This is a genomic window from Truepera radiovictrix DSM 17093, assembly GCF_000092425.1.
In the GTDB taxonomy this organism is placed as follows: Bacteria; Deinococcota; Deinococci; order Deinococcales; family Trueperaceae; genus Truepera; species Truepera radiovictrix.
The window spans coordinates 2,191,067-2,214,683 of sequence record NC_014221.1 but is presented as its reverse complement, the minus strand read 5'-3'; the positions used below and the strand labels follow the sequence as shown (position 1 = coordinate 2,214,683).

General features: G+C 65.0%; 21 protein-coding genes. 7 read left to right on the top strand and 14 right to left on the bottom strand.

Features of this window, described 5'->3' with window-relative positions:
• Positions 1-325: 325 nt before the first annotated feature.
• Entirely contained in the window at positions 326-1,711 is a 1,386-nt protein-coding gene (locus tag TRAD_RS15320; RefSeq protein WP_013178530.1) for a mechanosensitive ion channel family protein, read from the top strand.
• On the opposite strand, the gene TRAD_RS10160 is transcribed toward TRAD_RS15320, so the two are convergent.
• From TRAD_RS10160 to TRAD_RS10125, 8 genes are all read right to left on the bottom strand, one after another.
• Positions 1,708-3,060 (bottom strand): hypothetical protein, encoded by a 1,353-nt coding sequence (locus TRAD_RS10160; protein WP_013178529.1) that lies wholly within the window; start codon positions 3,058-3,060, stop codon positions 1,708-1,710. The genes TRAD_RS15320 and TRAD_RS10160 overlap by 4 nt on opposite strands.
• A 155-nt stretch (positions 3,061-3,215) precedes the next feature.
• A complete protein-coding gene (locus TRAD_RS10155) occupies positions 3,216-6,296 on the bottom strand; it encodes an LPS-assembly protein LptD (protein WP_013178528.1) in 3,081 nt (1,026 codons plus the stop codon).
• Between the two features lie 77 nt (positions 6,297-6,373).
• On the bottom strand, positions 6,374-7,453 hold the full coding sequence (locus TRAD_RS10150) for an LptF/LptG family permease (protein ID WP_013178527.1): 1,080 nt from the start codon (positions 7,451-7,453) through the stop codon (positions 6,374-6,376).
• A 154-nt stretch (positions 7,454-7,607) separates the two neighbouring features.
• Positions 7,608-8,669: an LptF/LptG family permease gene (locus TRAD_RS10145; protein ID WP_013178526.1), complete on the bottom strand. Its 1,062-nt coding sequence runs from the start codon at positions 8,667-8,669 to the stop codon at positions 7,608-7,610.
• 297 nt (positions 8,670-8,966) lie between these two features.
• The gene (locus TRAD_RS10140; RefSeq protein WP_013178525.1) at positions 8,967-9,224 is read right to left on the bottom strand and encodes a hypothetical protein; all 258 of its coding nucleotides are present in this window, start codon (positions 9,222-9,224) and stop codon (positions 8,967-8,969) included.
• 113 nt (positions 9,225-9,337) lie between these two features.
• Entirely contained in the window at positions 9,338-9,682 is a 345-nt protein-coding gene (locus TRAD_RS10135) for a winged helix-turn-helix domain-containing protein (protein ID WP_013178524.1), read from the bottom strand.
• Positions 9,679-10,074 (bottom strand): hypothetical protein, encoded by a 396-nt coding sequence (locus TRAD_RS10130; RefSeq protein ID WP_013178523.1) that lies wholly within the window; start codon positions 10,072-10,074, stop codon positions 9,679-9,681. Before TRAD_RS10130 ends, TRAD_RS10135 begins: the two co-directional genes overlap by 4 nt.
• Before the next feature lie 247 nt (positions 10,075-10,321).
• On the bottom strand, positions 10,322-10,507 hold the full coding sequence (locus TRAD_RS10125; protein ID WP_013178522.1) for a hypothetical protein: 186 nt from the start codon (positions 10,505-10,507) through the stop codon (positions 10,322-10,324).
• A gap of 81 nt (positions 10,508-10,588) precedes the next feature.
• Here TRAD_RS10125 and TRAD_RS10120 point away from each other — a divergent pair, with 81 nt between their 5' ends.
• Positions 10,589-11,605, top strand: a complete 1,017-nt coding sequence (locus TRAD_RS10120) for a nitrilase-related carbon-nitrogen hydrolase (RefSeq protein WP_013178521.1) — start codon at positions 10,589-10,591, stop codon at positions 11,603-11,605.
• Between the two features lie 27 nt (positions 11,606-11,632).
• On the opposite strand, the gene TRAD_RS10115 is transcribed toward TRAD_RS10120, so the two are convergent.
• The 6 genes from TRAD_RS10115 to TRAD_RS10090 all read right to left on the bottom strand — a co-directional run bounded on the left by TRAD_RS10115 (position 11,633) and on the right by TRAD_RS10090 (position 20,344).
• Positions 11,633-12,781, bottom strand: a complete 1,149-nt coding sequence (locus tag TRAD_RS10115; RefSeq protein ID WP_245523512.1) for a sugar ABC transporter permease — start codon at positions 12,779-12,781, stop codon at positions 11,633-11,635.
• 140 nt (positions 12,782-12,921) lie between these two features.
• Positions 12,922-14,319, bottom strand: coding sequence for an ABC transporter permease subunit (locus TRAD_RS10110; RefSeq protein ID WP_245523511.1), 1,398 nt, complete (start codon positions 14,317-14,319; stop codon positions 12,922-12,924).
• A gap of 313 nt (positions 14,320-14,632) precedes the next feature.
• On the bottom strand, positions 14,633-15,826 hold the full coding sequence (locus TRAD_RS10105; RefSeq protein WP_013178518.1) for a sugar ABC transporter substrate-binding protein: 1,194 nt from the start codon (positions 15,824-15,826) through the stop codon (positions 14,633-14,635).
• A gap of 19 nt (positions 15,827-15,845) precedes the next feature.
• Positions 15,846-16,970, bottom strand: a complete 1,125-nt coding sequence (locus TRAD_RS10100) for a glycoside hydrolase family 53 protein (protein WP_013178517.1) — start codon at positions 16,968-16,970, stop codon at positions 15,846-15,848.
• 236 nt (positions 16,971-17,206) lie between these two features.
• Complete coding sequence (locus tag TRAD_RS10095; protein WP_013178516.1) at positions 17,207-19,216, bottom strand: beta-galactosidase; 2,010 nt, start codon at positions 19,214-19,216, stop codon at positions 17,207-17,209.
• Positions 19,217-19,312: 96 nt separating this feature from the next.
• Positions 19,313-20,344, bottom strand: coding sequence for a LacI family DNA-binding transcriptional regulator (locus TRAD_RS10090; RefSeq protein WP_041947242.1), 1,032 nt, complete (start codon positions 20,342-20,344; stop codon positions 19,313-19,315).
• Between the two features lie 260 nt (positions 20,345-20,604).
• Here TRAD_RS10090 and trmB point away from each other — a divergent pair, with 260 nt between their 5' ends.
• The 5 genes from trmB to pgeF are packed head-to-tail and all read left to right on the top strand — an operon-like array spanning position 20,605 to position 23,573.
• Complete coding sequence (gene trmB, locus TRAD_RS10085) at positions 20,605-21,636, top strand: tRNA (guanine(46)-N(7))-methyltransferase TrmB (RefSeq protein ID WP_013178514.1); 1,032 nt, start codon at positions 20,605-20,607, stop codon at positions 21,634-21,636.
• Complete coding sequence (locus TRAD_RS10080; protein ID WP_013178513.1) at positions 21,636-22,178, top strand: DUF1684 domain-containing protein; 543 nt, start codon at positions 21,636-21,638, stop codon at positions 22,176-22,178. The genes trmB and TRAD_RS10080 overlap by 1 nt, the downstream gene beginning before the upstream one ends.
• Before the next feature lies 1 nt (position 22,179).
• Positions 22,180-22,458 carry a GIY-YIG nuclease family protein gene (locus TRAD_RS10075; RefSeq protein ID WP_013178512.1) on the top strand — a complete coding sequence of 93 codons (279 nt, stop codon included), beginning with the start codon at positions 22,180-22,182 and terminating at the stop codon, positions 22,456-22,458.
• Positions 22,445-22,831, top strand: coding sequence for a DoxX family protein (locus TRAD_RS10070; RefSeq protein WP_013178511.1), 387 nt, complete (start codon positions 22,445-22,447; stop codon positions 22,829-22,831). The genes TRAD_RS10075 and TRAD_RS10070 overlap by 14 nt, the downstream gene beginning before the upstream one ends.
• Positions 22,824-23,573, top strand: a complete 750-nt coding sequence (gene pgeF / locus TRAD_RS10065; protein ID WP_013178510.1) for a peptidoglycan editing factor PgeF — start codon at positions 22,824-22,826, stop codon at positions 23,571-23,573. Before TRAD_RS10070 ends, pgeF begins: the two co-directional genes overlap by 8 nt.
• Positions 23,574-23,617: the final 44 nt, after the last annotated feature.

The window sequence follows — 23,617 nt, the reverse complement described above, 5'->3', positions numbered from 1 at the left end:
GCATGGGATAAAGGGCGTGTGGCCCGTGAGCCGCGCGTTACAGGCGCTCGACTGGCGGTTGGACACGGCTAGAAAGCGCGGGGCGGAGCCTCGCTCGAGATAGCTCCCGGGTACGCGCGTGCCCCTCGTCGCCGCCACAAAGGTGAGGGCAGGTATCATCGTGGATGGAGCGCCCCGTAGCGCTTTGGCGCCCTGCAGTACTCGACAGACGCGCGCTGTTATCCCTTACTGCGTAGGCCCATGCAACACCCTACGCTCATCTCGGTTCAGCCGAAGCTCCGGGTAGACGCTCACGCGCTCCTTCCCGCGCGAAACGAGGTGTCTTTTGGCTAACCTGTTGAACTCCCTCTTTCAGGGCACGGCCCCTGCCGACGAAGCTGCACCGGACGCCCCCACGGGCGCCGCGACCGCGGACCCGACGGGGGGGGCCGAGGGGACGGCAGCGGAGCTGCTCGAGGTCCCCCTGCTCGAACTCAACGTCATCGCCGAGGTGCAGGACACGACGTGGCTCACCGAGCTGTGGACGGACGTGCAGACCGCACCGCTGCAGTTTTTCGGCAACCTCTTCGTCGACCTCGGTATCGGGCTTTTGCTCTTCGGCGCGCTCTGGTTTTTTATCGACCGCTGGGCGCGCGCCGCTCGCGACGTCATCGCCAAGCGCGAGCTGTGGGACGACGCGCAGAAGGAGGCCGAGCGGGGGCGGACGATGGTGCTGCGGCGCTATTTGATCACCGCCTCGGCGGTGCTGGGCGCTCTACTCACGCTCGGGCTCTTCGCCCTGCGCCACCGCGTGCCGATCCTGCAGACGCTCGCCCTGGCGGTGCGCGACTGGCTCCTCGGCGGCGGGCTCGGGCGGATCATCAGCGTGATCATCGTCGGGGCGCTTATCTACGTGCTCCTGCGCCTCGTGCGCAAAACGGCGCGGGCGCTCACGCCCATTAGCGGCCAGCGCTTCGAGCGTCAGGTCGCGCGGGCCGCCACGATCCGCAACGTCGTCGAGTCAAGCGCGCGCATCGTGCTCATTACCTTTTTCGTCCTGTTCGTCCTGGCGCAAGCGGGGGCGAACGTCTCGGCGCTGCTTACCGGGGTCGGGATTTTGGGTCTGGCGGTCTCCTTCGGCGCGCAGTCCTTGGTCAAAGACGTCATCACCGGGTTTTTCATCCTCGCCGAGGACCAGTTCGGCGTCGGCGACGTCGTCACCATCGGCAACTTTTCGGGCGCGGTGGAGAGCGTGAACCTGCGCATCACCACGCTGCGTTCGCTCGACGGTCAGGTGCACGTCATCCCGAACGGGCAGATCGACAAGGTGACGGTCGCCAGCAAAGACTGGTCGCGCGCGGTGGTCGACGTCGAGGTGAGTTACCGCAGCGACCTCGACCGGGCGCTCGAGGTCATCACCGACGAGGCGGAAAAGCTCACCGAGGCGCTCGGTTGGAGCTGGCGCGTCGTGGGGCTCCCCGAGGTGACCGGGGTCGAGGCGCTCGGCGCGTCGGGGGTGGTGATCCGGGTGCTTTTCCGCACGCTCCCCAAAGAGCAGTGGGGGGTCTCGCGCGAGTTCCGGCGGCGCATCAAAAACCGTTTGGAAAGGGAGGGCATCGAGATCCCCTACCCGCACGTCACGCTCTACTGGGGCGAGGGGCAGAAGCCCGCTTTGGGCGGGGGGCCGGAAGCGCGCGCCGAGCACGCCCCTAGGGAGCGCGAGCACTCTTAGGGCGCGCTCGGCAAGCTCGGCGCCGCCTGCACCCAGGTGACAAAGCTCGGCTGCGTGATCTCGGGTACCGCGAAGGGCACCGCGCTCAGCGCACTCCCCTCGCGGTACCCGCGCAGGTCGAAGACCGAGAGCTGCGCCCCCGAGAGGCTCGAGGCGAAGTAGACGAAGCCGGAGCCAGCGCCGGCGCTCTCCTGGATCACCGCCGCTTCGGCGCGTACAAAGCCGTTGACGGGAACCGGTGCGGCGCCCTGCTGCGGGGGTGGGACGAGGGTGAAGCGGTTGCTCTGCGGCGCTCCCAGGATGAGCGTGGCGGGTGTCCGCAGGGTGTCGTCGCGGATGAGCTGGCGGTTTCCCGTTGGCGTGGCGATGGGCGCGTCCGGTTGCGGCGCGGCGCCGAGGTAGTCGGGGACGCTGATGAGCGCTTCGTCAAAGAGCGCGACGAGCCGCGCGGGGGCGCCGCCGGCGGGCGCCCCGCTGGCAACACCTACGTCCTGCAGAGCGCCCTGCTGCAAGCGGACCTGGAGGGTCGTGAGGGCGCGCTGCTCGAGGCTGTCGCCGGGGCCGAAAGTCGCGCCGGGGCGCGGCATGGTCAGCGCCTGCACGTTGATCCGCCCGGGCGCCGCGGTCGCAAAGAGCAGCAGGTCTTCAGCGGGGGTCTGGTTGAGGAAGAGCCCCGCCGGCAGCACCCCCCCCGCGACGCGCTCGACGAGCCGCCCGCCCGCGAGGTCGAGGATGTCGACGGACGCGTTGATGGCGTTGCCGCCGCACACCTGCGGGTTATTCAGCACCGCCGCGTAGAGGCCGTTGTGGGTCACCTGCACGTCGACCGGGCAGAAGCTCGGGGTCGGGAGGTTGGGCAGGATCTCGAGCTCACCGAGCTCGAGCTGCCGCGTCTGGGTAAAAGCCTCGGGATTGGCGGCGTTAAGGCCGCTCAGCGCGAAAAAGGTGAGCTGCGCGGGGGCGCTCCCGGCTTGGGCGGCGCCCCGGGAGAGCACCACCAACTCGCGGCGGGTCGTGGTGCGGTCGACGACGTCGTAGGCCACGGCGGGGGCGGGGAGGGGCCGCGCACTCCCCGCCACGAAGGCGAAGCGGTCCGGCGTCGCCCCCCGCACCGCGAAGGTGTCTTCGATCAGCACGACCTCGCTCGCTTCGGCGTCCCCCTGGCCGACGATCAGCAAGACCGGGTTGCCGGGCTCGGCGGTGCCGGTGCAAGCAGTCAGGAGCGCCGCGCCGAGGAGCGCGTACAGGGCTGCAAGGGCTGCGCCGAGGCGCGCGGCGCGGGGACGGCGCTTACCGGCTGGGGCCAGCGCTCCTTGGGCCATACCTACTTGGGTCGTGTCGCCTAGCATCGTGCTCCTTTCTCGTAAGCGGTGGCGCGAGACGGTGCTACCGCCACCTCTCGGGGGGTGGGTGCAGGGGGCGCTTTGCCGTGTGAGAGCGTCGTCCACCAGATGCTACCTGCCGTGACCAGATGCTACCTGCTATGACCAGATGCTACCTGCCGTTAAAAGCCCCCCTCCGGACGCCGCCGCGGCAGCGCCAAGGGGGTTTCAAAGGCGGACTCGAAAAAGCCCTCGCCGGCGCCGGGGTAGCCGACGGTCAAGGAGAGCGTGCCGTCGCGGGTGTCGAGCGCGCCGTAGAGCGCCCAGCAGCAGCGGTTGAGGGTGACGTAGAGGATCGGTTGCAGGTTAAAGGGGCTGCTCGCGTCGGCGCGCGTCCCCGTAAAGTCCCAGAGGTCGGTGATGAGCGCCGAGACGTAGAGGTCGTCGAGGACGCGCACGGTCAAGCCGAAGTCATTAAGCGCGAGCGCGCGCTGTGAAAAGGTGCCGCTGCTGGGGTCGAACGTCGCCCCGTAGGCGAGGCTCCCCTGCAACCCCACCCTCGAGAGCACGTCTACCGAGAGCGTCAGGTCGCTGCTACTCAGGTAGCTGACCGCGAGGGCGTCGTCGGCCAGCAGCAGCTGCCCCAAAAAGTCGACGCCGAAGCCGATGGGCCCGACGGGGGTCTGCAGGTAGCTGTGCAGCAGCTCAATGTTGGCCACGAAGCTGGTGTTGAAAAACCCCAGGCGCTCCTCGAAGCTCACGGGGTCGGAGAAGGGGCCGTAGGTGGTCCGGTAGGTCAGCTCGTAGACCTCGGCGTTCGGGTTCGTCTGGTCGAGCAAGCTGAGCTGATAGGTCGTCGCGCGCCGCGGGTCGGGCGTCAAACCGAGCAGCGTGGGGGGCAGGAGCCGGAAACCGGTGCCGCTCAGCTGCGCCACGCCGGGCCAGGTGAGCTGAAAGAGCGAGTCGTCGCTGCGGCTCGCGAAGTCGAAGATCTGCTCCGCGGCGAGCTGCACCGGCCCCAAGGGTGCAGCGAGCTCGAACCCGACCGCTTCGGGGCGGCCCACGTTGAGGTCGCGCTGGTAGAAGACCCGCGCGCCCAGGCCCCCCTCCGCGCCGAGCGCGCCGGTCGCAGCGGGGAGGGTGCCGACGCTGACGCCCAGCTCGAGCGGCCGCCAGCGCGGCACGCCCTGCGGTTGCGCCTGCGCGGGCGCCAGGTCGGGGCTCGCCGCGGCGCGCGCGAGCGCGCCGAAGTCCTCGTCGAAACCCTCGTCGAAACCGGGCAGCGCCTCCCAGTCGTAACCGGAGCTCGCGTCGAGGCGCACGAGGTCTAAGTAACCCAGCTCGAGTGTTGCGCCGACCTCGGACGCGTTGCGGGGGGCACCGGTGACGCGGTCGCCCGTCACGTCGAGGTCGTAAGCGCCGTCTATGCGGACGCGGGCGTCGACCGGCAGCTCCAGAAAACCCTCGGGCGTGCGCACGTCCAGCGTGCCGCTCAGCACGCCGGGGTCGCCCTCGGCGAAGTCGTAGAGGTGCTCTAGGCTGACGTTCAGCCAGTTCACGTTACCAAACAGCGTCAGGCGGCTCTCTAAAGGGCCGGGGCCGACGGCGTCGATCGCGCGCGCGTCCTCGAAGACGTAGACCTCGCGCAGCTGCAGGTCGAACCACGCGGCGGGTCGGAAGCGGAAGGTGCTGGTGAGGTCGGTGCGGTTGTTCGGCGTCGCGCGGGCGTCGAACGAAAAGGGCGTCTCGCCCTCTAAGATGTTGCGCCGCAGCGCCAGCTCGAGGGAGCCGACCCCGAACTCCTGACGCGCGGTGAGCGAGGTGTTCCAGTCCACCAGGCGTTCAAACTCGCCGCCCGTATTCTGCGAGGTGTAGTACTGACCCGTAAAGGTGGTGCGGCCCGAGAGGCTGGCGCCCGCAAAGGGCACCACGGGGGCGAGCTCGACGGTGTGACCCGCCAAGAGCCGCCCGTGCTGGACGACCGCCCGCCCCCCCAAGGTGACGGGCGAGAGCTGCGCGGAGAGGTTGTTCGGGTTGGCGAAGTCCTCGAACGCGCCCGCATCGAGGCGCAACCCCGAGAGCGTAAAGGGGCCGACGGAGAAGCGCACGCCGTCGTCTTGGGTCACTTGCACCCGCGAAAGGGTCCGCAGCGGCCCCTCGGGGTCGCGGTAGCTGGGGGTAAAGACCGCGTCGTCGGGGTCGAGGTCGAAAAACCCCTGCGTGACGTAGCGGACGCCGAAAGGGGCCAGGGGGCCGCCCAAGCTGCCGCCAACGCGCGCGGTGTAGGTCAAGATGCGCGGACTGAGGGTGTCGTCGCGCTCTATAAGCACCTCGAACTGGGTGCCGCCCAACGCCTCTTGGGTGCTGTAGCCGAGGGTGAGCTCGAGCTGGTCTTGCGTCCGCCCGCCCGGGGCGAAGGGGTCGACGAAGGCGGGCGTGTAGAACACCCCGAATTCTCCCTCCCCGGTCGCCGTGTAGAAGCGCCCGTCGAAACCGCCCCCTAGGTAGCTCTCGTCGACGCGGCCGCCCAAGAGTCCCTCGGTCGGGCCCCTCGAGGCGCCCGGCGTCACGTCGGCGTAGTAGCGGAGCGAGAGGGTGCCAAACGCGTCGGCGCCGAGCACGTAGGGCCAGTCGAGGGCGGCCTCGGCGCGGGTCGTCGCGGAACCCTGCGACACGCTAAAGCGCGGCCGGCGGTCCTCGGGGCCGAGGGGGACGACCATCACGGGGAGCACCATGCTCGGCAGCTCGCGCACAAACACCGTGACGCCGTACGCGACGAGCCGGTCGCCGGGGTAGAGGATGAGCCGGTCGGCGCTAAAGCGGTAGTCCTGCACCTCTTGGTCGCAGCGGCTGCAGGGGCTAAAGGCGCCCGCGGTGATGTCGATCTGTCCCGGCATGCGGGTCGCCTGAACCCCTTGGATGTCGATGGGTTCGGTGAAGATCACCACGTCGCGGACGCTCAGCTCCTCGCTCGAGACGTCCAAAAGGTAGTCGCGCCCCTGCGTCGTGACGCCCTCGAAGCCCACGTCGCCGGGGCCGACGATGCGCATGAGCCGCGCCTCGCGGTCGAACTCGATGTACTCGGCGGTGATCGCGTCGCCACCGACCTCCATCCGCACCGGCGAGCCGGTGATGACGAGCAGCTCGGTGGCCTCGCCGCCGGGGACGCTGATGGGGCGGATCTCTAGGGTGTCGGCCTCGAGCACGCGGATCTCGACGGCGGCAGCGGTGGTCAGTAGCCAGTAGCCGGTAGCCAGTAGCACAAAGCGAGGAGGATGCTGCCGGAGAAGACGCCACAAGACACGCGCCACACGCCACGAGCCACACGCCACACGCCGCACTAACGCCGCCACGAGAGCACCAGCAGCACGAGCCCGGCGACCAGGTAGAGGGCAAAGGGGAGCCACCCCGCGACGGCGGCCGGAAGGGTGCCCTGCGCCCCCAGGAGGTTGGAGACGCTCCAAGTCGCGTAGTAGATAAAGGTCAGGAACAAGACCGACACGAGCCCCAACCCGAAGTTGCGCCGGAACGAGTAGAGGCCGATCGAGAGCGCAAAGAGCGCGAAGGCAAAGGCCGCCGAGGGCTCGGCGAACTTGCGGTGCAGGGCGGTCCACTCGGCGGGGGCGTCTTGCGGGTTGGTGCCGCGCAGCCGCGCGAAAAGCTCGCGCAGGGGCAGCCGCGTGAGCTCCGGCGGGGTGCTCGAGCTCGCTGAGAGGCCCCGCACGGGTAGCAGCGCCTCGTCGGCGGGGGCGTCCAAGACGACGCGGCCGTCGCGGTAGCGCAGCATCCGGATGCCGTTTAAGCGCCACACCCCCGCCGCTTCGTCGAGAACGCCCGATTCGGCGCGGATCACCTCGCTCGGTCCGGCCGTGCCCCCCGGTTGGATGACCGTCACGTCCCGCACTACCCCGCCCGGCGCGATGCTGCCCAAGTAGACGCTGCGCCCGAGCGCGTCGGTAAAAAAGCTCCCCGCTTCGATCAGGGTCTCCGGGCTCTGCACCAGGATGTCTTTAAGCGCCTCCTGCGCGCGCCTATAGCTCCAGGGGGCGAGAAGTTCGTTGTTGATAAAGCTCACGGTGCTGACCAGCAGCCCCAGCAGCAAGATGGGCGTCAGAAACTGCCGCGGCGAGAGCCCCAGAAGGAGCCCCGCTTTGATCTCGCTGTCTTGGCTCAGGCGGGTGATGCCCAAGAGCGCCGCGAAAAGGAGCGCCAAGGGCAGCCCCATCGCCGCCGCCGAGGGGATGCTGTAGAGCAAAAAGCGCGCCACCAGAGCCGGACCGACCCCGCGCGCGACCGCGTCGGCGAGCACGCCTTCAAGGAGCAAAAAGGCGCCGAGCAAGAGGATAAGGAGCGCCGTGAGCCCCGCCGCGTAGAGCGGCAGGATCTCGCGGACCAGATACAGGGAGAAGCGCCGGGTCATGGGCGGGGGACCTTGGGAGGAGCTAAAAGCTGGGAGTCAGGAATCAGTAGCCAGTAGTTAGTGGTCGGTGGCCAGGAGCCAGGAGTCAGAAGGCGTGATGTCCCACACGAATCCAAACCACGCGCCACACGCCACACGCCACGCACCGCACGCCTCACCGCAACCTCACGAGCGCCAGCGCGCCCCCGATGAGGCCGACCACCCCGGTCGTCAACCACGCGGCCACCACGGGTGAGAGGACGCCCTGCTCGAAGAAGCTCTCCGAGAGCGTCCAGAGGGCGAAAAAGCACACCAAGAGGACGATGGTCCAACCGAAACCGGCGCTCCGCCCGCGCAGGTGCAGCCCCAGAGCGCCCGCGATGAGCACGAAGATAACCGCGCTCGAGGCGTCCGCCAGGCGCCGATGTAGGTTAAAGAGGTCGCCCCGCACCGACTGCCCCGCGCGCCGCCCCGCTTCGATGCGGGCGTAGAGCTCGCTCAGGGTGAGGTTCTCAGCGGCGCTCAAGCTCGCCCCCGCGTCGGCCTGGAGCGTAAAGGGCAGGGTGAGGGTGGGTTCTAAACGAGGCGCCTCTCCCTCGCGCAGCACCTCGACCTCCTCGAGCGTCCAGGTGTTTACCTCGCTGTCCCAGGTGCCGTAGGGGGCGCTATAGAGGGTACCGTCGTCGCCGTAGACGAGCACGCCGGAGAGCTCCGCGCGCGTGCGGTCGAAGGTGTCGGCCCGGATGCGCGCGGCGTAGTAGAGCCCGCCCTCTTGCCGAAACGACACGTCGCGCTGCGTCTCGGCCGACGGGCGCGCGTTGAAAAACGACGCCACGAGTTCGTCCTCGGCGATCTGCCCGCGCGGCTCCAAGTAGCCGTTGTTAAGGAGCGCCGCGACGCTGATGAGCACACCGAACCCCAAAAGCGGCCAGAGGAGCGACAAAGGCGGCACCCCGAGCGCGTAGGCTGCTTTGAGTTCGGAGTCCTTGGCGAGCCTGCCGGTCGCGAGGAGCACGGCGAACACCGCTGCGACCGGCAGCGACAGGTGTAAAAATAGCGGCAGTTGGTAGAGCATAAGCCGCGCGATCACGCCGAGCGTCGCGTTTTGCTGGATCAAGTAACCCGCCCACACGGTGAGCGTGTCGATCGACAGCAGCAGACAAAACGCCGCTACCCCCAAAAGGTAGAGCCCAGCGGTCTCGCGCAGGAGGTAGCCCGCTAAACGAAGCCTAGACACCGAGAGAGTCTACCAAAGGCGCTATGAGAAACGGGCGCAGATATCTAAAGGCCCCTTTGGGCTCCGCGCTAGGTGCTAGCGCCCACAGTCAACGCCACGAGGCGTCCGGCCCATGGCCGTAACCGAGCGGTCAACGCCGCACTCAGCCTCACTAGAGGCGCCCCCCGGTGAGGATGCTGCGCGAGGGCAGAGCCCCTGTGAGCTAGGCGTTCGGCAAGTGCTCATAGCTCGTTCGTGATCCACGGACCACGAGCCACAGGCTACAGACCCCCCGACGTCCGCGCGGCAGCCGAGGAGCTAGGAGGCTTTGAGCACCTCCGCACCCTCTTTGGGGGCTAGCCGGTCGTACTGCGCGGCGATGAGGTGTTTTAGGGTCTCTACCTCGTCGTCGGGCAGGAGGGTGTTGCGCATCGCCCCTAGCGACAGCCGGACTGCGTCGGTCGTCTGCGCAATCGCCTCGTCGCGGGAGAGCCCCTCGAGCGCGCACAGCCTCAGCTCGAGGTTAGCGAGGTGAAGGACCAGCACCTTGGTCTCGTTTCCGTAAGCTTCTAACATCCCTACCCCTCCCGCGTCGCGCTGCCTCGCGTCTCAAGCTGTGATCTCAAGCTGCCTTCATCATCGCATAGCTGCTAGCAGCGACTGAGGGCGGGGTTACGGACGGGGGCGCGTTACGCCTCGCCGCGCCTCGCAGCACCCCGCTCGTGGGGCTCTGCGGGGAGCCCGACATTCACCACCGCCTGCAAAGCCTCTAGGTGCGTGGCGAACACCTCACGCCCGCGTGCGGTGAGCGACAACCTGGTGTTTGGCCGCTTGCCCAAGAAGCGCTTTTCGACAGCCACGTAACCCGCCCCCTCGAGCACGCTGAGCTGCTTTGAAAGCACGGAGTCGCTCACTTCGACCGCGTCGCGTACGGCGGCGAACTCCGCCTTGGCGACGTGGTGCAAAAGGGCGAGGATGGAAAAGCGCACGGGGTGGAGCAGGAGGTCGTCGAGTTGGGCGCGCGGGTGCTTCATGGACGGTAGTGGTACGCGAGCAGGAGAAACGGCAGGGCGGCTAGCACCCCCCCGAGGAGCCCGCTGAGGGGCAAGCCCAGAGGGTTCCAGTTCACGAAGTAGGCGTTACACACGATGATCCAAAGCCAGCCCAAAAAGAGCACCCCGACGAGCTTGAGGTGCTGCTCGCGGCGCCAAGTGACCCTGTTGAGCTGTCCAGAAAAGATGGCCCACCCCACGAAGATGCCCACCAATACGAGGTTGCCTAGCACCGTCCCAGATCCCCCGGTGATGAGGAAGGCAAAGGCGAAAAGGGCCAGAAAGAGCATCACCGGTCTTATGTAGCGCCTCTGGAGGTGCTGCGCCTGACGGGCATGGCTCTCTAACTGACGTTGCGCTTCATCTCTATCCATGTTTCTCCTTCAAGTACTTTCCAAGTTGGAAAGCTGTTTACATAGGAGCACGTAGAGGCAGCCTTGTCAAGAGGAGGCGGCCGAAACCCACCCGCTACTCACGCCTTAAGGAGCATGGGTTTTGGCTAGGCCGCAAGCGTTTGTGTCCCAGGGGTGCTTGCCGCAACAAGACGGTTGGAGCTTGGTGGCGCTGCGGCAGGCGTCTCGAGCGACCGCAGCAGGCCATGAGCAACCCTGTTGGGCCGTGCTAGAGCACCTGCGCCACCGCGCCGCAGAGCTCCCCCCACGTCGGCGGGTCGCTGAGGTGCGCGCCGTCCACGCCGAGCGTTCGCAACGCGCGCAGGGCGGCGGTGCGGGATACCGTCCCTTCGGCGTCTACGGCCAGCGCCGCGTCATCTAGCTCCCGGTCCAAGAGCCGCGCGGCGGCCCGCATGAAGGCGGGGAGCTCGGTGGGCTCTAGCTTTCAGCGATCCCTTGTCGATGTCCGCCGGAGCGTGAGGTCTTACACTAGAGCGTGACCGTCCACCTCATCGCCGTGCAGGCCGCCATGCGCCTCGCGGATTACCGAGACGCCGAGACGTTCGCTGCGCGCGTCCTCGAGCTCGCCGAGCGGGCCGTGGCGGGGCTGGACGGCGCGCCCAAGCTGATCGCTTTTCCCGAGACCATAGGCTTACCGCTCCTGCTGACGCTGGGGCCTTCGGGGAGCGACTACGGCCGCGTCGCCGGGTCGGGCCGCGTGACCGAAGCCGCTCAGCGGCTGCTACAGACGTACTGGCGCGCGGTGCTCGGAACCGCCTGGCGCTTTCGCGCGTTAGGTCCCGAAGCCTTGTTTCTGGCCCGCGCGCTCCCCGCCTACCGCGCCTACACGGCCGCTTTCGCCGCCGCAGCGCGGCGTACGGGGGCGACCGTGGTGGCGGGTAGCAGCTTCTTGCCGCACATCGAGCTCGAGGCGGTGCGCGGCACCCATATCGCCGATCCTCGCGTCTATAACGTCGCCTACACCTTCGCCCCGACCGGCACCCTTTTGGACCGCACCGCCAAACGCTATCTGACGCCGGGGCTCGAGTCCCACCTCGGCCTCTCTCGAGCCCTCCCCGAGGCGCAGCACACCTTCGAGACGCCCGTGGGCCGGGTCGGGGTGGCGGTGTGCTTGGACGGCTTTTACAGCTCGGTCGTGGACCGCTTCGACGCGCTAGGCGCGCAGATCGTCGTGCAGCCGAGCGCCAACTTCGCCCCGTGGACGCGCCCGTGGCCCCCCGACCCTAGCGTCACCGAGGGCGAGGCGTGGCTCGCGTGGGGGCTGCGCGCGCACCTTCAGGGGCGGCTGCACCTTCGCTACGGCATCAACCCGATGCTAGTAGGGGGCCTGTTCGACCTGCAGGCGCGGGGGCGGACGAGCATCGTGTGCAACGCCCGCCTCCACGACGCCGAGACCGAGGGGTACCGGGGCGTCTTAAAGCTCGCCGAGACGGACGATCAGGAGGAGATCGTGCGGGTGATTGTACCTCTCAAGCCTCGTTGTCGCGCGTGAGCTGTCTTTACGCTCTGATCTTGATCCTTATCCCTTGACCCCCCCGGCAATGTACTGGGCGCTCAGCGCGTTTTGAAAGGCGTAGAAGATGACAAGGATCGGCAGACTGCCCAGGACGGCGCTAGCGGCGAGCGTCCCCCACTGCGTCGCTAGCGCATTCGAGGCGAGCGCCCTTAGGCCAAGGCCTACAGTCCACCTATCGTTACTGGTGAGCAGTACGTTGGCCAGCAGGAATTCGCTATAGGTGCCGATAAACTGCAAAAGGAAGATAAAGAGCAGCATGGGCACGCTGATAGGGAGGATGATACGCCAGAACGCCCCCCAGCGCGTCGCCCCGTCGACCATGGCTGCCTCCTCGAGGTTTGGGCTGATCGATTCTAGGTAACCCTTAAAGATCCACGATGAAAAGGCGATAGCGCCTCCTGAGTAGGCCAAGATGAGGCCGGTAAAGGTGTTGAGGAGCCCGAGGTAATTCATCAGGTAAAAGATTGCCACGAGCGCCATAAAGCTTGGGAACATCTGCACGAAGACGAAGGCGAGGAGCGTGCCGTAGCGCCCCTCGAAACGCATCCGGGCAAACGCGTAACCTGCCGTAGTGGAGATCAAGACGGCAAAGAGTCCCGTCATGCCGGAGACCAACAGCGTGTTGCGGATATAGAGCACCATCATGCCGCCGCTAGATGCCCGTCGCCGTTGGCCGCTGGCGTCTAAAGTGTAAAACTGCTCGGCGCTCAAGGTCACGACGAGTAGCGCCACCGCCGCCAGCATGATCCAGCCGCTTAGGCGTTGTAGGCGTGCCACCCACCCCTCTTTGCCGCTTCGTCGAGCAAGTGAAAGCAGTACAAACAGGAGCGCTGCGGCTGTAAAGAGTGCGAGCAGTCCCCACTGGTAAGGGTAAAGGTGCGTGTCAGCGAGAACCCTCCTATACTGTACGAGCGAGAAGTCGGCGGGGTTGGGTAAGACGCCGGCCCGGACGAGCAGGTTGCCTTCGCGTGGGGGTATAGAGGCGAGCGCGTTGCTGCGCCCGAACGACACCCCGACGAGGTAGATAACGGGGTAGAGCGTCAAAAGCACCGCTACCCATAAAAAGAGGTGCTTGCTCCACGTGATTGCGGTCCGAAAGGCTTTCATCGGCTTGGTGGCGCGCCCGTAGAGGTAGCCACAAAGCCCTACCATGAGCACCGAGAGCGTGAATAAGAATAAAAACCAGGCCCACCCGTAAGGAACAACGACAAAGCGTCCCGTACCGCTCTGCGCCGCTGCTGTCGGCCACGCACTTAGCAGCGCAGTCACAGTGAAACCGAAGGTCCAAGCCCTCATACCGCTCGCTCCTCTTTCAGTGCTCCCGTGACACGGAAGTTGATAAGACTCACGGCCAGCGTGATGACAAAGATCAAAATCGAGATAGCCGAACCCAGCCCATAAGCGAAGCCGCCCTGCGAGCGAAAGGCCTCGTTGTAGGCCCAGGAGATGAGGATGTCAGTTGCGCGCGCCGTCGAAGTGCCACCCGTGGTCGCCGGCCCGCCGTCGGTTAAAAGAAAGATGACGTTAAAGTTGTTAAAGGAAAGTGCAAAGCTTGTCAGCGCGATCGGCACGAGGGCGCTGCGCAGGAGGGGCGCGCTCACATGCCAAAAACTGCCCCATGCCGAGGCACCGTCGATCCTAGCCGCTTCATAGAGTTCGTCAGGAATGGCCGAAAGGGCGCTGAGGGTCGCCGTCATCATAAAAGGGAAGCTTAGCCAGAGGTTGACAAGCAGCACGGCTGCCTTAGCGGCGTTCGGGTCACCCAGCCAATCGACGATGGGCAGATCGAAAAGTGCCAGGAGGCGGTTGATGGCGCCAAAGTTGTAGTTCAAAAGGCCGCGCCAAATCTGAATGGTAATAATGGCCGGTAGCGCCCAAGGGACGATAAGGAGTGTTCGGTAGAGATTACGAAATCTAAGCTCGGGGTCGTTGAGCATTACGGCCAGAAAGACTCCAACAGCGATGTTGATAAGGACCGTGAGCGTCGCAAAGGTGAGGTTCCAGGCAAACACCGGCAACAAAGCGCGGTTGGCTTGCCCCAAGATGGTGCGAAAGTTTGCCCAGCCCACTACACGAAAGTCGTTGTAGCGGGCAAGCGAAGTATAGGTGAAACCTTCGGGCAAGGGGGCGTCGAGCGTTAGGGTGGTACCTTGAATGGCGACGATACGGCGCTCGAGCACCTCCCCTGCTACCTCGAGCGCCACGCGCTCGAGGTTCACCTCACCTGGTGGCGTGCGGCCTAAGGTGAGGTGGTCACCATCTATGGCTACTACGGGGAACTGCGCGCGGATCCCGAACTCGGTCAGCTCGAGTTCAGCTGCAGATACGGTGCGCCCCTCGGGGGGGGCGGGTGACACGGTGAGGACGTTGTTCTCGAGGTTTACCCCCTGTACCTCCAAGGTGCCCGCTGTGTAGAGCCGCACGCGCACCCCTAGACAGCCCTCAAAGAGCACCTCGCAGCGCAGCGACGTGAGGTCAGCCGTTTCGACTTGGGTTCCAGCAGCCTGCACGATGGTTGTCTCCGTCGTTGGGTTGAGCTGCGTGTTACGGTTTCCTGCGTAGTCGGTAAACGCTAAGAAGATGGTCAGGCCAATCGGCATTACCGTAAAGGTCAGCAGAAAGAGCAGTGACGGTAGCAGGTAATACCACGGCATGATCCAATGGAAGTGATGCGCGATCCACGCGAGCACCCCGACAAGGATGGGAACGCCAAATACGAGCGCGAGGTAGGGGGGTGCGGCTGGAAAAGCGCGCTGCACCATCCAAGTCAATAGCGCGGCGGCGGTGCTCGAAACCGTAAGTGCCCCCAGCAGCAGCCCGATGGACGCCCACAGGCGTGCTCCTTTGCTGCGTATCCGTTGCGGCAGATACTCGGTCGCCGAACGTGAAAGGTCGATGGCCAGCTCCTTCCTAGTATGGTGGCACAAAGTCCACCGGCAACAAGGGCTACGGGCGGACCCGTAGCCCTAACAACTACCTAACGCCTATGTGCTCCTGCGCTGCCTACTCGCTGCCACGTATCTCACTGACGGCGCGTTCTAGGATGCCCGCGATGTCCGAGTCCGGGTTCTCTAAAATAAGGGCCAAAGCGGTCTGCATGGGGGTCCAGACAGCACCCATCTCTGGAATATTGGGCATGGGCTCGGCGTCTGCGAGCGCCGCGGCAAAGCCGGAGATGATGGGGTCATCCGCTACTTGCTTGGCTGCTCCCTGCGAGGCGGGGATGCGCCCGCCTGCCTCGGCGAGCCCAACCTGGGCGTCGGCACGAATAAGCCACTTGGCAAGGTTAGCAGCCTCGAGCTTGTTCGCTGAGAACTCGTTCATCACAACTCCTTGTACCCCCATAAAGCCCGCGTAGGTGGTGCCGTCCTCGTTCGGCGGTAGAGGCATGACGTCTACATTGATCCCAGCCGCTAAGTAGTCGGGAATAGCCCAAGGGCCGTTAACAACCATTGCCGCACCCTCCTCCAAAAACTGACCGTGCATGATGTCATAGTTGACCCCGGGCGGAATCAGTTCGTAGTCGTAGCGGAGGCTGCGGATAAACTCGGCTGCCTGCACCGTCCCCTCGTTTGCCAGGCCGATGTCACTAGGATTGAGGTTGCCTGCCTCGTCGCGGCCAAAGACGTAGCCACCCATGCTCCGGATCCAGACGTAATTGTGGTAGAAAGTATCGGCTTCTTGCACCTGCAAAAAGCCGTACGTGTCGGCAGTGGTCAGCTCTTGGGCTGTGTTGAGCAGCTCCTCGAGCGTTTCCGGGCCCTCGGATACGAGCGCACGGTTGACGATCAAGGCGAGGCCATCGACGTACATGGGTAGGCCAAATAGTTGTCCGTTTAAGGTGAACGCGAGGCGCGACTGCTCGGTGAGGTCGGCCACGTAGTCTTCAGTAGCGTACTGTGCCATGTTGGCGAGCACGCCCCCCTCGGCGAGTTGACCGAGTTGGTCGTGAGGGATGGTGGCAACGAGGTCGGGTCCCTGACCCTCGGGGGCGTTTAAAAGCATGTTTTGCACGATTTCATTGACCGGCACATAGACGAGTTCGACCTCGGTGCCGAAGGCCGCGCTAAAGGCAGCGACCTCTGCCTCGAGCCAACCCAAACTCTCATCTTGGAAGTGCGTCCAGACTGTCAGGGGTTGGGCGTGGCCTAAGCTGAACGCGAGAAGCGCGGCTAAAAGGGTGAGGGTGCGTTGCATTGTTAAACTCCTTTGCGGTTTAGCGTGCTCTTGCGCGCTTGAGGGTGGGGAGAGGACGACCGAGCGCCTCTAGCGAGGGTGTAAGCGCGCGTCCATCGAAATCGAAGAGAGCTTGGTTTTCCCAGGCGTTGCCTTCGCCCGAGCGCCAGCCTGCGCCCGGCACTGGCAGCCAGGTGGGCTCCCAATAGAAAACGCCGAGCCCGCGCCCGCCAGGAACTGCCTGAACGACGCGGCGAATGTCTTCAATAAAAGCTGCCTGCCCCGCGACTGTGGCTGGGTAGCCGCCCGCTTGCGCCTGCGCTGCCCCGAAGATGTTGGGGTGACCGTCGCCGTCGGCGAGCGTAAAGGCGTAGGCGGTCTCAACGACGATGACGTCTTTGTCATAGCGCGCGCTGATGTCGGCCAAGTTGTGACTGAGCCCCTGCAGCGTGCCGTGCCAGTAAGGGTAGAAGGAGAGGCCGATGATATCGAAGTCGGTGATGCCGCGTCGGGTAATCTCGTCGAACCACCAGCGGTAGAGACCGTTGTCCGCGCCGTCAGCGAGGTGCAGCATAATTTTGACGTCCTTGCCCACAACGTCGCGCACGCCGTCTATACCGGCGCGCAGAAGTATTGCCAGGTTGTCGAAGCCGCCCGAGCCCTCGCCCCAAGTCTTGCCATCGGGCCAGAGGATGCCGCTTTGGATCTCGTTGCCGATCTGTACAATGTCGGGCAGCGCGCGTGCTGCCTTAAGCGCCGTCATCGTCTCGACGGTGTGGTCGTAGACAGCCCGAGTCAGCGCTTCAAAGCTCAGGTCACGCCACGCGGCGGGTTTGTCCTGGCGGCCTGGGTCAGCCCAGAAGTCCGAATAGTGAAAGTTCAGTAGCAGCCTTAGACCCGTCCGTTTAGCCCGCTTGGCCATCGCCACGGTTTTCTCAAGGTCATTGTAGCCGTCAACGCCTACAGGATCTTTCCATAGCTTAAGTCGCACGTAGTTGACGCCGTGACTACGCAGGATGACAAGGGGGTCTTGAGGGGTTTTTTGTGCACCTCGGCCGTAGAAACGGCCGCCATGGTCTTCGACTTTTTGCAGCGTGGAGACGTCCGCGCCGCGCACGCTCTGCCCGTAGGCGACGCCGTCTTGTGCCGCGAGCGTCTGAGGCATCTCCAGGCTCGTACAGGCGGTAAGTGTAAGGAACGCCGCAAGCGAGGCGGCTAACTTCAAAGAGCGCACAGCGCTATCTTCCCCATTTGTGTGGAAGAAGAGCAGTTAGGTGACATAGCCTCTCCTTTCGTGAGCCGACGCGGCCAGGTTGTTTTGGGGTAGCATAGGGTTTTTGGTTCGCGTTGTCAACACGTGTTGAAATACTGGGGCACCTTATAATCACCTGCTGATTGCCCTCACGAGGAGGTAGTTTGGCGCGCAGCCGTCGCCACCTCTACGCCGTAGGGGCCTACCTCCACAGGTTCCAAGCCGAGCGATTCGAGCGCTACACTCTGCGGCGCGTTGTTGAAATTCATGACGAATACGGTGCACTTATCCTTTCCTTGGCGTACTGACACCGACACCCCTTCGGGCAGCTCGAACGTCCTTATGCCACAGTCACTAAGGAGTAGTTTATAAAACTTATTTAAAAACCTCCCATCGAGTCTCGTGGCGAGATAGTAAGCGCGCCCCGCGCCGTGCGCGTTGCAGGTCACTGCTGGGGTGGCCGCGTAGAATTCGCAGGTGTAGTGTGCGAGCGGCTGAGCAGTCTCGAGGCGAAGGAGGTCAGCGACATAGCGCGAGATATAACACCCGCTCATACTGGAGGTGGACAACATCTCGATACGCCCTTCCTGGCCTGGATAGAGGGCATCACTCTCCTCGACCCAGAGCCCGAGTGTCCGGCGTAGTGGTTTTGGGAAGCCACCAAGAAAGGCAAGATTACCTGCATCCACGAGCCCTGTGGTGTGGGTCATGACTAGTGTGCCACCCCCCTGTACAAAGGCCTCAAGCCGCTCTGCGACCCCCTCGCGCAGCATATAGAGCATGGGCGCTACGACGAGCCGGTAGCGTAACAGCTCGCCGTCGGCGCAGAGGATATCGGTCGCTACTCCCTGCCGCCACAGCGCCCCGTAGTGCTCTAGACAGCAGGCCTGGTAATCCTTGGCTTCGTTTTGGGGGAGTTGAGACCACCTTAGTGCCCACTCGTTCTGGAAATCATAGATGACGGCTACCTGTGCCTCGACGTTTGTCTCGAGCACGTCTGTAAGCCTCTGGAGTGTGCTTCCGAGCGCAGCCACCTCACGGAAAACGCGAGTGTCTGCAGTGTTCTGATGCGTGACAACTGCCCCGTGGAACTGTTCCTCACCGCCACGGCTCTGTCGCCACTGAAAATATTGCACGCTGTTCGAGCCGTGTGCCACCGCTTGCAGCGAGGCGAGTCGGTGCAACCCTGGCCGCTTGGGGCGGCTTATCCCCTGCCAGTTCGTCACCGACGGCGTGGATTCCATGAGCATAAAGGGCTGCTTTTTGTAAGAGCGGTGTAGGTCGTGATAAAAGGCAGTGCGTGCGGCTGTTTCTGCATCGCTGACGCCGTGCTGGTGCCAGCGCGGATACGAGTCCCAAGAGATGACGTCGACGTGGGGTGCGAACACCCAGTAGTCAAGTCCCACGTCCGGTTGCATGAAGTTCGTCGTGATGGGTACCTTAGGCGTCAGCTCGCGCAGCGGTGCCGACTCAGCGAGGAAAAAGTCGAGCGTCTGGTCGCTCGTGAAGCGTTGCCAGTCGAGCATGAGCCCCTGAATGGAAGGATCGACTGGCCGGATCTCCTCCCAGCAGCGATAGCGGTGGCTCCAGAAGGTCGTCCACCAAGCGTGATTGAGACGTTCCAGGTCGCCGTAGCGCTTACGTAACCAGTTTCGGAAGGCAGCGTAACAAAGCTCGCAGTGGCAGGGGGTCGCGCCGTACTCGTTCGAGACGTGCCACATAAAGAGCGCTGGGTGCGTGGCGTAGCGCGACGCGAGGAGGCGGTTGATGGCCCCGCATTTTTCGCGGTAGACCGGTGAGGTGCGGCAGTGATTGTGGCGTCCCGCGTGTGGCAGGCGCCTCCCCGTGGCGTCGACTTGGCGCACCTCGGGGTAGCGCTCGGAGAGCCACGCTGGTCGCGCCCCGCTGGGTGTCGCGAGGATGACGTGGATGTCCTCGTTGGCGAGCGAGTCCATGAGGGTGTCGAGCCAGCCGAACTCGAACACTCCCTCCTCAGGCTCGAGCATCGACCACGCAAAGATACCAACGCTGACGCAGTTAACCCCGGCGTCCTTCATGAGCTGTAGGTCGTCGTGAAGGACCTCTGGGTAGGCGAGCCACTGTTCAGCGTTGTAGTCAGCACCGTGTAACAGCGCGGGGAAGTGGGGTCGGGGGGACATAGCGCTCCTTTGGGTGAGGCGAGCAGTAGCAAGCCGTCTAACGCTTTTGAGCATATGGATGTATTATCGTGCTGTCAACACGTGTCAAATCATTCTCTAGTAGGTCTTGCGTGCCCCACATGACTCACGTACCACTAGGTTGGTAGGTAGCGTGACCGTTACAGGTAACCCCTCACCTTGCTCGAGTAACGTCCGCACTGCTTGTTGCCCCAGCTCGCGCTTCGGTACATTGACGGTTGTGAGGGCGGGAAGAGCGAACTCTGCGAGGTCGATATTGTCGATGCTGACGACCGCGAGATCGTCGGGCACCCGCACGCCTTGACGGTGGCAAGCCTTGAGCACGCCAAAGGCTACCTCGTCGCTACCGGCAACGAGTGCCGTAAGGCTAGCTGTCTCCTTGAGGGCCACCGCCTGTTCAAAGCCCGAGTGAGCGTCGTTGGCCTCGCGCGTTAGGGCGAGGCCTGCCTCTGAGAGGGCCGCGCGCACGCCACCGACGCGCTCGTCAGCAGGACCGATGTAGGCGAGGGTGCGGTGGCCGAGACCTAGTAAGTGTGCGGCAGCATCGAAGGCGGCGCGGTACCGGTCGAAGGTCACCGAGAGTAAGCCCTTATGGTGCCACTCGAGGCACACCACCCGTTTAACACGTCCGACGATCTTCTCAAGCAGCTCCCTGTCTGCTGCCGTGTGGAGGACCTGGTCGAGCGCTAGCAGTACAAGCCCCGAGACCTCGTGTTTGTGTATGAGTTGGTTCAAAAGCGCAGGATTACGTAACGCCTCGAAAAGGCGAATAAAGCGGATGTGGTACCCCCGCCGATGCGCCTCTTCATGGAGACCCGCCAAAATCTCACCGTAGTAAGGCCTTTTAAAAGCGTTGACGCTGCTGATCACGACGCCAAGCTGATTCGCGGCTACCGATTCCCACTTTTCTTGGATGAGCATCTGAGCGTGCTTGTTGGGACGATAGTCGAGCCGTTCTATAGCCCTAAGCACCCGTTGTCGTTTCTCCTCTGAAACTGAACGCGGCCCGTTATTGATAACGTATGACACGATCGAGCGGGAAACGCCCGCTAGGCGAGCCACATCGGCTTGTGTAACCCTTTTTTCGCGCTCGTTCTCTACGACACTCACGTCATAAGTCTAAAGCATCGCCTGACTTTTGAGGCTGTGGGTGCTTGTGCGTAGGCCAAGTGTAACAAGTGCAAAGCGTGAGGAAGGCTGATGCGGGTTGTAACGACGTTGGTTTAAACTTAGTTGTCTCCCTAGACAAGGTTTTTGCTCGAGCCGAGTCTTCTATATGCTTGGCGCGTTCCTCGGCCGCTGCTCATCAACACTTAACGGTAGCCTTTTGCCTGAAGGTTGTTGGTACCGTAACTGCGGTAGGCTGAAGCATGCCAGGCCCCACTCCCGGATTTCTCACCACGACCTTTCTCACCGCGCCGAGCGGGCCGCTGCTGCCGTGGCGGCGCTTTCAGTTCCCCCTCGAGTGGGCCGCGCAGTTTCCGCACCACGACCCCGCCGCCCTGCTACACGTAGAGGTCGGTTTCGGCGACGGGCGCTACACCGTGCGGCGCGCCCTCGAGGCGCCCCAGGAGCGGTTCGTGGGTCTAGAGATCTCCTCGGCGAGCCTCCAGCGCGGCCTCAAGCGGGTGCGGCGCGAGGGCGTCGCCAACGTCAAGCTGCTCAAAGTCGGCGCCGAGTTCGCCGTGCGCCACCTTTTTCCGCCGGGTAGCTTGGCAAGCATCACGGTCAACTTCCCCGACCCTTGGCCCAAAGAGCGGCACGAAGGGCGGCGGCTTTTGCGCGCGAGCTTTTTCCGCTTGGCCGCCGCCCGCCTCGCACCGCGCGGGGTGATCCTGCTCGCGACCGACCACCCCGAGTACCTGGCGTTCGCGCAGCGCGAGGCGGAGGCGTCAGGGGCGTTCGCGCTCGAGGAGGCCGAAGCGCCCCCCGCCGTGTTCGAGACCAAGTACGCCCTTAAGTGGAAGGGGCAGGGCAAAAGGCTCTTTTATCAGGTGTTTCGCGCTACCGGCGCGGTGGTGCCGGAGGTGCCCGGGTTACGGCGGGAGGAGACGATGCCACACGCACTTTTGACGGGGGCGCTGCCCCCGACGGTCACGTTTCGCAAGCAAGTCGTCCCCTATGGGGACGGCCACGTCATCTTGCACGAGGTCGCGCGGAGTTTGGGTTCTGACGAGCCCGAGCACGGTGAGAAGTGGCTCGTGCGCGCGACCGTGGACGAACCGGAGCTGCGCCAACAGGTCTTAGTGAGCGTGCGCGCGCGGCGCTCGGGGGGGCTCATCGTGGGTTTGGAGCCCTTTGGCGACCCCGTCGTGACCGAGACTGTGCACGGCGCCGTGCACGCCGTGACCGAGTGGCTTTTAAGCCTCGGTGACGTGCGCGCCGAGGTGCGCGCGTACTGATGGCGCGCACTCAGGAGAGCGCCGTGGCGCGCTGGCGGCGCGACAAGGACCGCTACTTCGAGTCGAGCCCCGACGCGCCGGTAGAGGGCCCTTTCGCGGGGCTCACGTACTACCCCGAAGACGGGGCCTACGCGGTTGAGGCGCTGCTCGAGCCCTTCGACCCGCCCCAGACCGTATGGCTCACGACGAGCGCTGGCGACGCGCAGCCCTACCGGCGTTACGGGCGCGCGACTTTTACGCTGGCGGGGAGGACGTTGCAGCTCACCCTTTTCGTACCGGCGCACCTCGCGAGCGGGGAGCCGGAGCGCTTTTTCATCCCCTTCCGCGACGCCACGAGCGGGACGGAGACCTACGGTGCCGGGCGCTACCTCGAGGCTGGCGCCGCCACGGGCGGACGCGTCACCCTCGATTTTAACTACGCCTATCACCCCTTCTGCGCCTACTCGGCCCGCTACCGCTGCCCGCTGCCCCCGGCGGAAAACCACCTAGGCGTGCCCATCCGCGCAGGGGAGCGCCTTCCCGACGCGCCGCGTGAGGGTTGAGGTGCCCTGGCACGTCTACGTGCTGCGCTGCCGCAGCGGCGCGCTCTACACGGGCGTCACCACCGACCCGCTGCGGCGCCTAACCGAGCACAACGCGGGTCGCGGCGCGGCCTTTACGAAGCGTCACGGCCCTGCCGAGCTCGTCTACTTGGAGGCGGCTGAGAGCCGCGGGGCGGCGCTACGGCGTGAGCACGCCATCAAGCGGCTCTCTAGAGCGCGCAAGCTCGAGCTGGTGGCCTCGGCGAGCAACCAATTGAGGGAGGTTCATGGAGCGCGTTAAACGGCCCTTGCGCATCCTCGTCGGGGTGCTTTTCATCGTCGTCGGCACCCTGCACTTCGCCCTCGTGGAGCTCTACGTGCGCTTGACGCCGCCGTGGGTCCCCGTCCCCGTGCTCTGGGTGCTCCTCAGCGGGGTGCTCGAGCTGCTCGGCGGGATCGGGTTGCTGCTGCGCCCCGTTCGCCGCGCCGCGGCCTACGGCCTAGCGCTCCTCATGGCGGTGTCGTTGCCCGTATCCGTCTCGGTTCTCGTGAACCCCGCGGCGGTCGGGCTGGCGTGGGTGCCGCCGCTCGTCCTGCTCTGGCGGCTGGCGCTGCAGGTCGCGCTCATCACGCTCCTCGTCTGGTTCGCCGAGGACGAGCGGGTTCATGCCTGAGCTTATCCGAGCGCCCAACATCGCCGCACCCCACGGCTTTACCACGCGCGCCGGCGGGGTGAGCGGGGGCGCCTACGCGGGCCTCAACCTGGGGCTCTCGAGCGGCGACGACGCGGCGGCCGTCGCGGAGAACCGGCGGCGCGTGCTGGAGGTGCTCGGCGCTGCACAAGGCGACGTTTGCGCCTTTCACCAAGTCCACGGCGACCGCGTGCTCGAGGCCTCCCCGAGCTGGTTCGAGGAGGAGGCCGACGCCGCCGTGAGCGACACCCCGGGGCTGTGGCTGGTCGTCAGCACCGCCGACTGCCTGCCCGTACTGTTCCACGACCCCCGCACCGGCGCGGTCGGCGCGGCGCACTGCGGTTGGCGCGGGACGGTCGCCCGGTTGGCGCAGCGCACCGTAGAGGCGCTGCGCTCGCGCTTCGGTTGCGACCCGGCAGATGTGCGCGTGGCGTTCGGTCCGGCGATCCGGCAACCCTACTACCAGGTCGGGCCGGAGGTGGCGCGCGCGTTTTTGGCGGCGGGGTTCCCGGAGGGTGTCTTTAAGGAAAACGGTGCCGGCGTGCTGCTGGACGTCCCGGGGGCCAACCGCTGGCTGCTTTTAGAGAGCGGGGTGCAAGAAGCGAACCTCTGGGACAGCGGCCTCTGCACCTATGAGGACCGCCGCTTCTACTCGCACCGCCGCGACCGGGGGCGGACGGGGCGGCAGTGGGGGGTGATCCAAGTACCGAGTCCCCAGAAATAAGTACGGAGTAGAACAGCTCACTCGGCGCTCATTACTCAGCACTC

What these genes read in the sequence shown, in the direction of transcription:
- TRAD_RS10160 (WP_013178529.1), bottom strand. Translation starts at nt 3,060, where the DNA reads ATGCTAGGCGACACGACCCAAGTAGGTATGGCCCAAGGAGCGCTGGCC.
- TRAD_RS10150 (WP_013178527.1), bottom strand. Translation starts at nt 7,453, where the DNA reads ATGACCCGGCGCTTCTCCCTGTATCTGGTCCGCGAGATCCTGCCGCTC.
- TRAD_RS10140 (WP_013178525.1), bottom strand. Translation starts at nt 9,224, where the DNA reads ATGTTAGAAGCTTACGGAAACGAGACCAAGGTGCTGGTCCTTCACCTC.
- TRAD_RS10135 (WP_013178524.1), bottom strand. Translation starts at nt 9,682, where the DNA reads ATGAAGCACCCGCGCGCCCAACTCGACGACCTCCTGCTCCACCCCGTG.
- TRAD_RS10130 (WP_013178523.1), bottom strand. Translation starts at nt 10,074, where the DNA reads ATGGATAGAGATGAAGCGCAACGTCAGTTAGAGAGCCATGCCCGTCAG.
- TRAD_RS10125 (WP_013178522.1), bottom strand. Translation starts at nt 10,507, where the DNA reads ATGCGGGCCGCCGCGCGGCTCTTGGACCGGGAGCTAGATGACGCGGCG.
- TRAD_RS10115 (WP_245523512.1), bottom strand. Translation starts at nt 12,781, where the DNA reads ATGGTAGGGCTTTGTGGCTACCTCTACGGGCGCGCCACCAAGCCGATG.
- TRAD_RS10105 (WP_013178518.1), bottom strand. Translation starts at nt 15,826, where the DNA reads ATGCAACGCACCCTCACCCTTTTAGCCGCGCTTCTCGCGTTCAGCTTA.
- TRAD_RS10100 (WP_013178517.1), bottom strand. Translation starts at nt 16,970, where the DNA reads ATGCCTCAGACGCTCGCGGCACAAGACGGCGTCGCCTACGGGCAGAGC.
- TRAD_RS10095 (WP_013178516.1), bottom strand. Translation starts at nt 19,216, where the DNA reads ATGTCCCCCCGACCCCACTTCCCCGCGCTGTTACACGGTGCTGACTAC.
- trmB (WP_013178514.1), top strand. Translation starts at nt 20,605, where the DNA reads ATGCCAGGCCCCACTCCCGGATTTCTCACCACGACCTTTCTCACCGCG.
- TRAD_RS10080 (WP_013178513.1), top strand. Translation starts at nt 21,636, where the DNA reads ATGGCGCGCACTCAGGAGAGCGCCGTGGCGCGCTGGCGGCGCGACAAG.
- TRAD_RS10070 (WP_013178511.1), top strand. Translation starts at nt 22,445, where the DNA reads ATGGAGCGCGTTAAACGGCCCTTGCGCATCCTCGTCGGGGTGCTTTTC.
- pgeF (WP_013178510.1), top strand. Translation starts at nt 22,824, where the DNA reads ATGCCTGAGCTTATCCGAGCGCCCAACATCGCCGCACCCCACGGCTTT.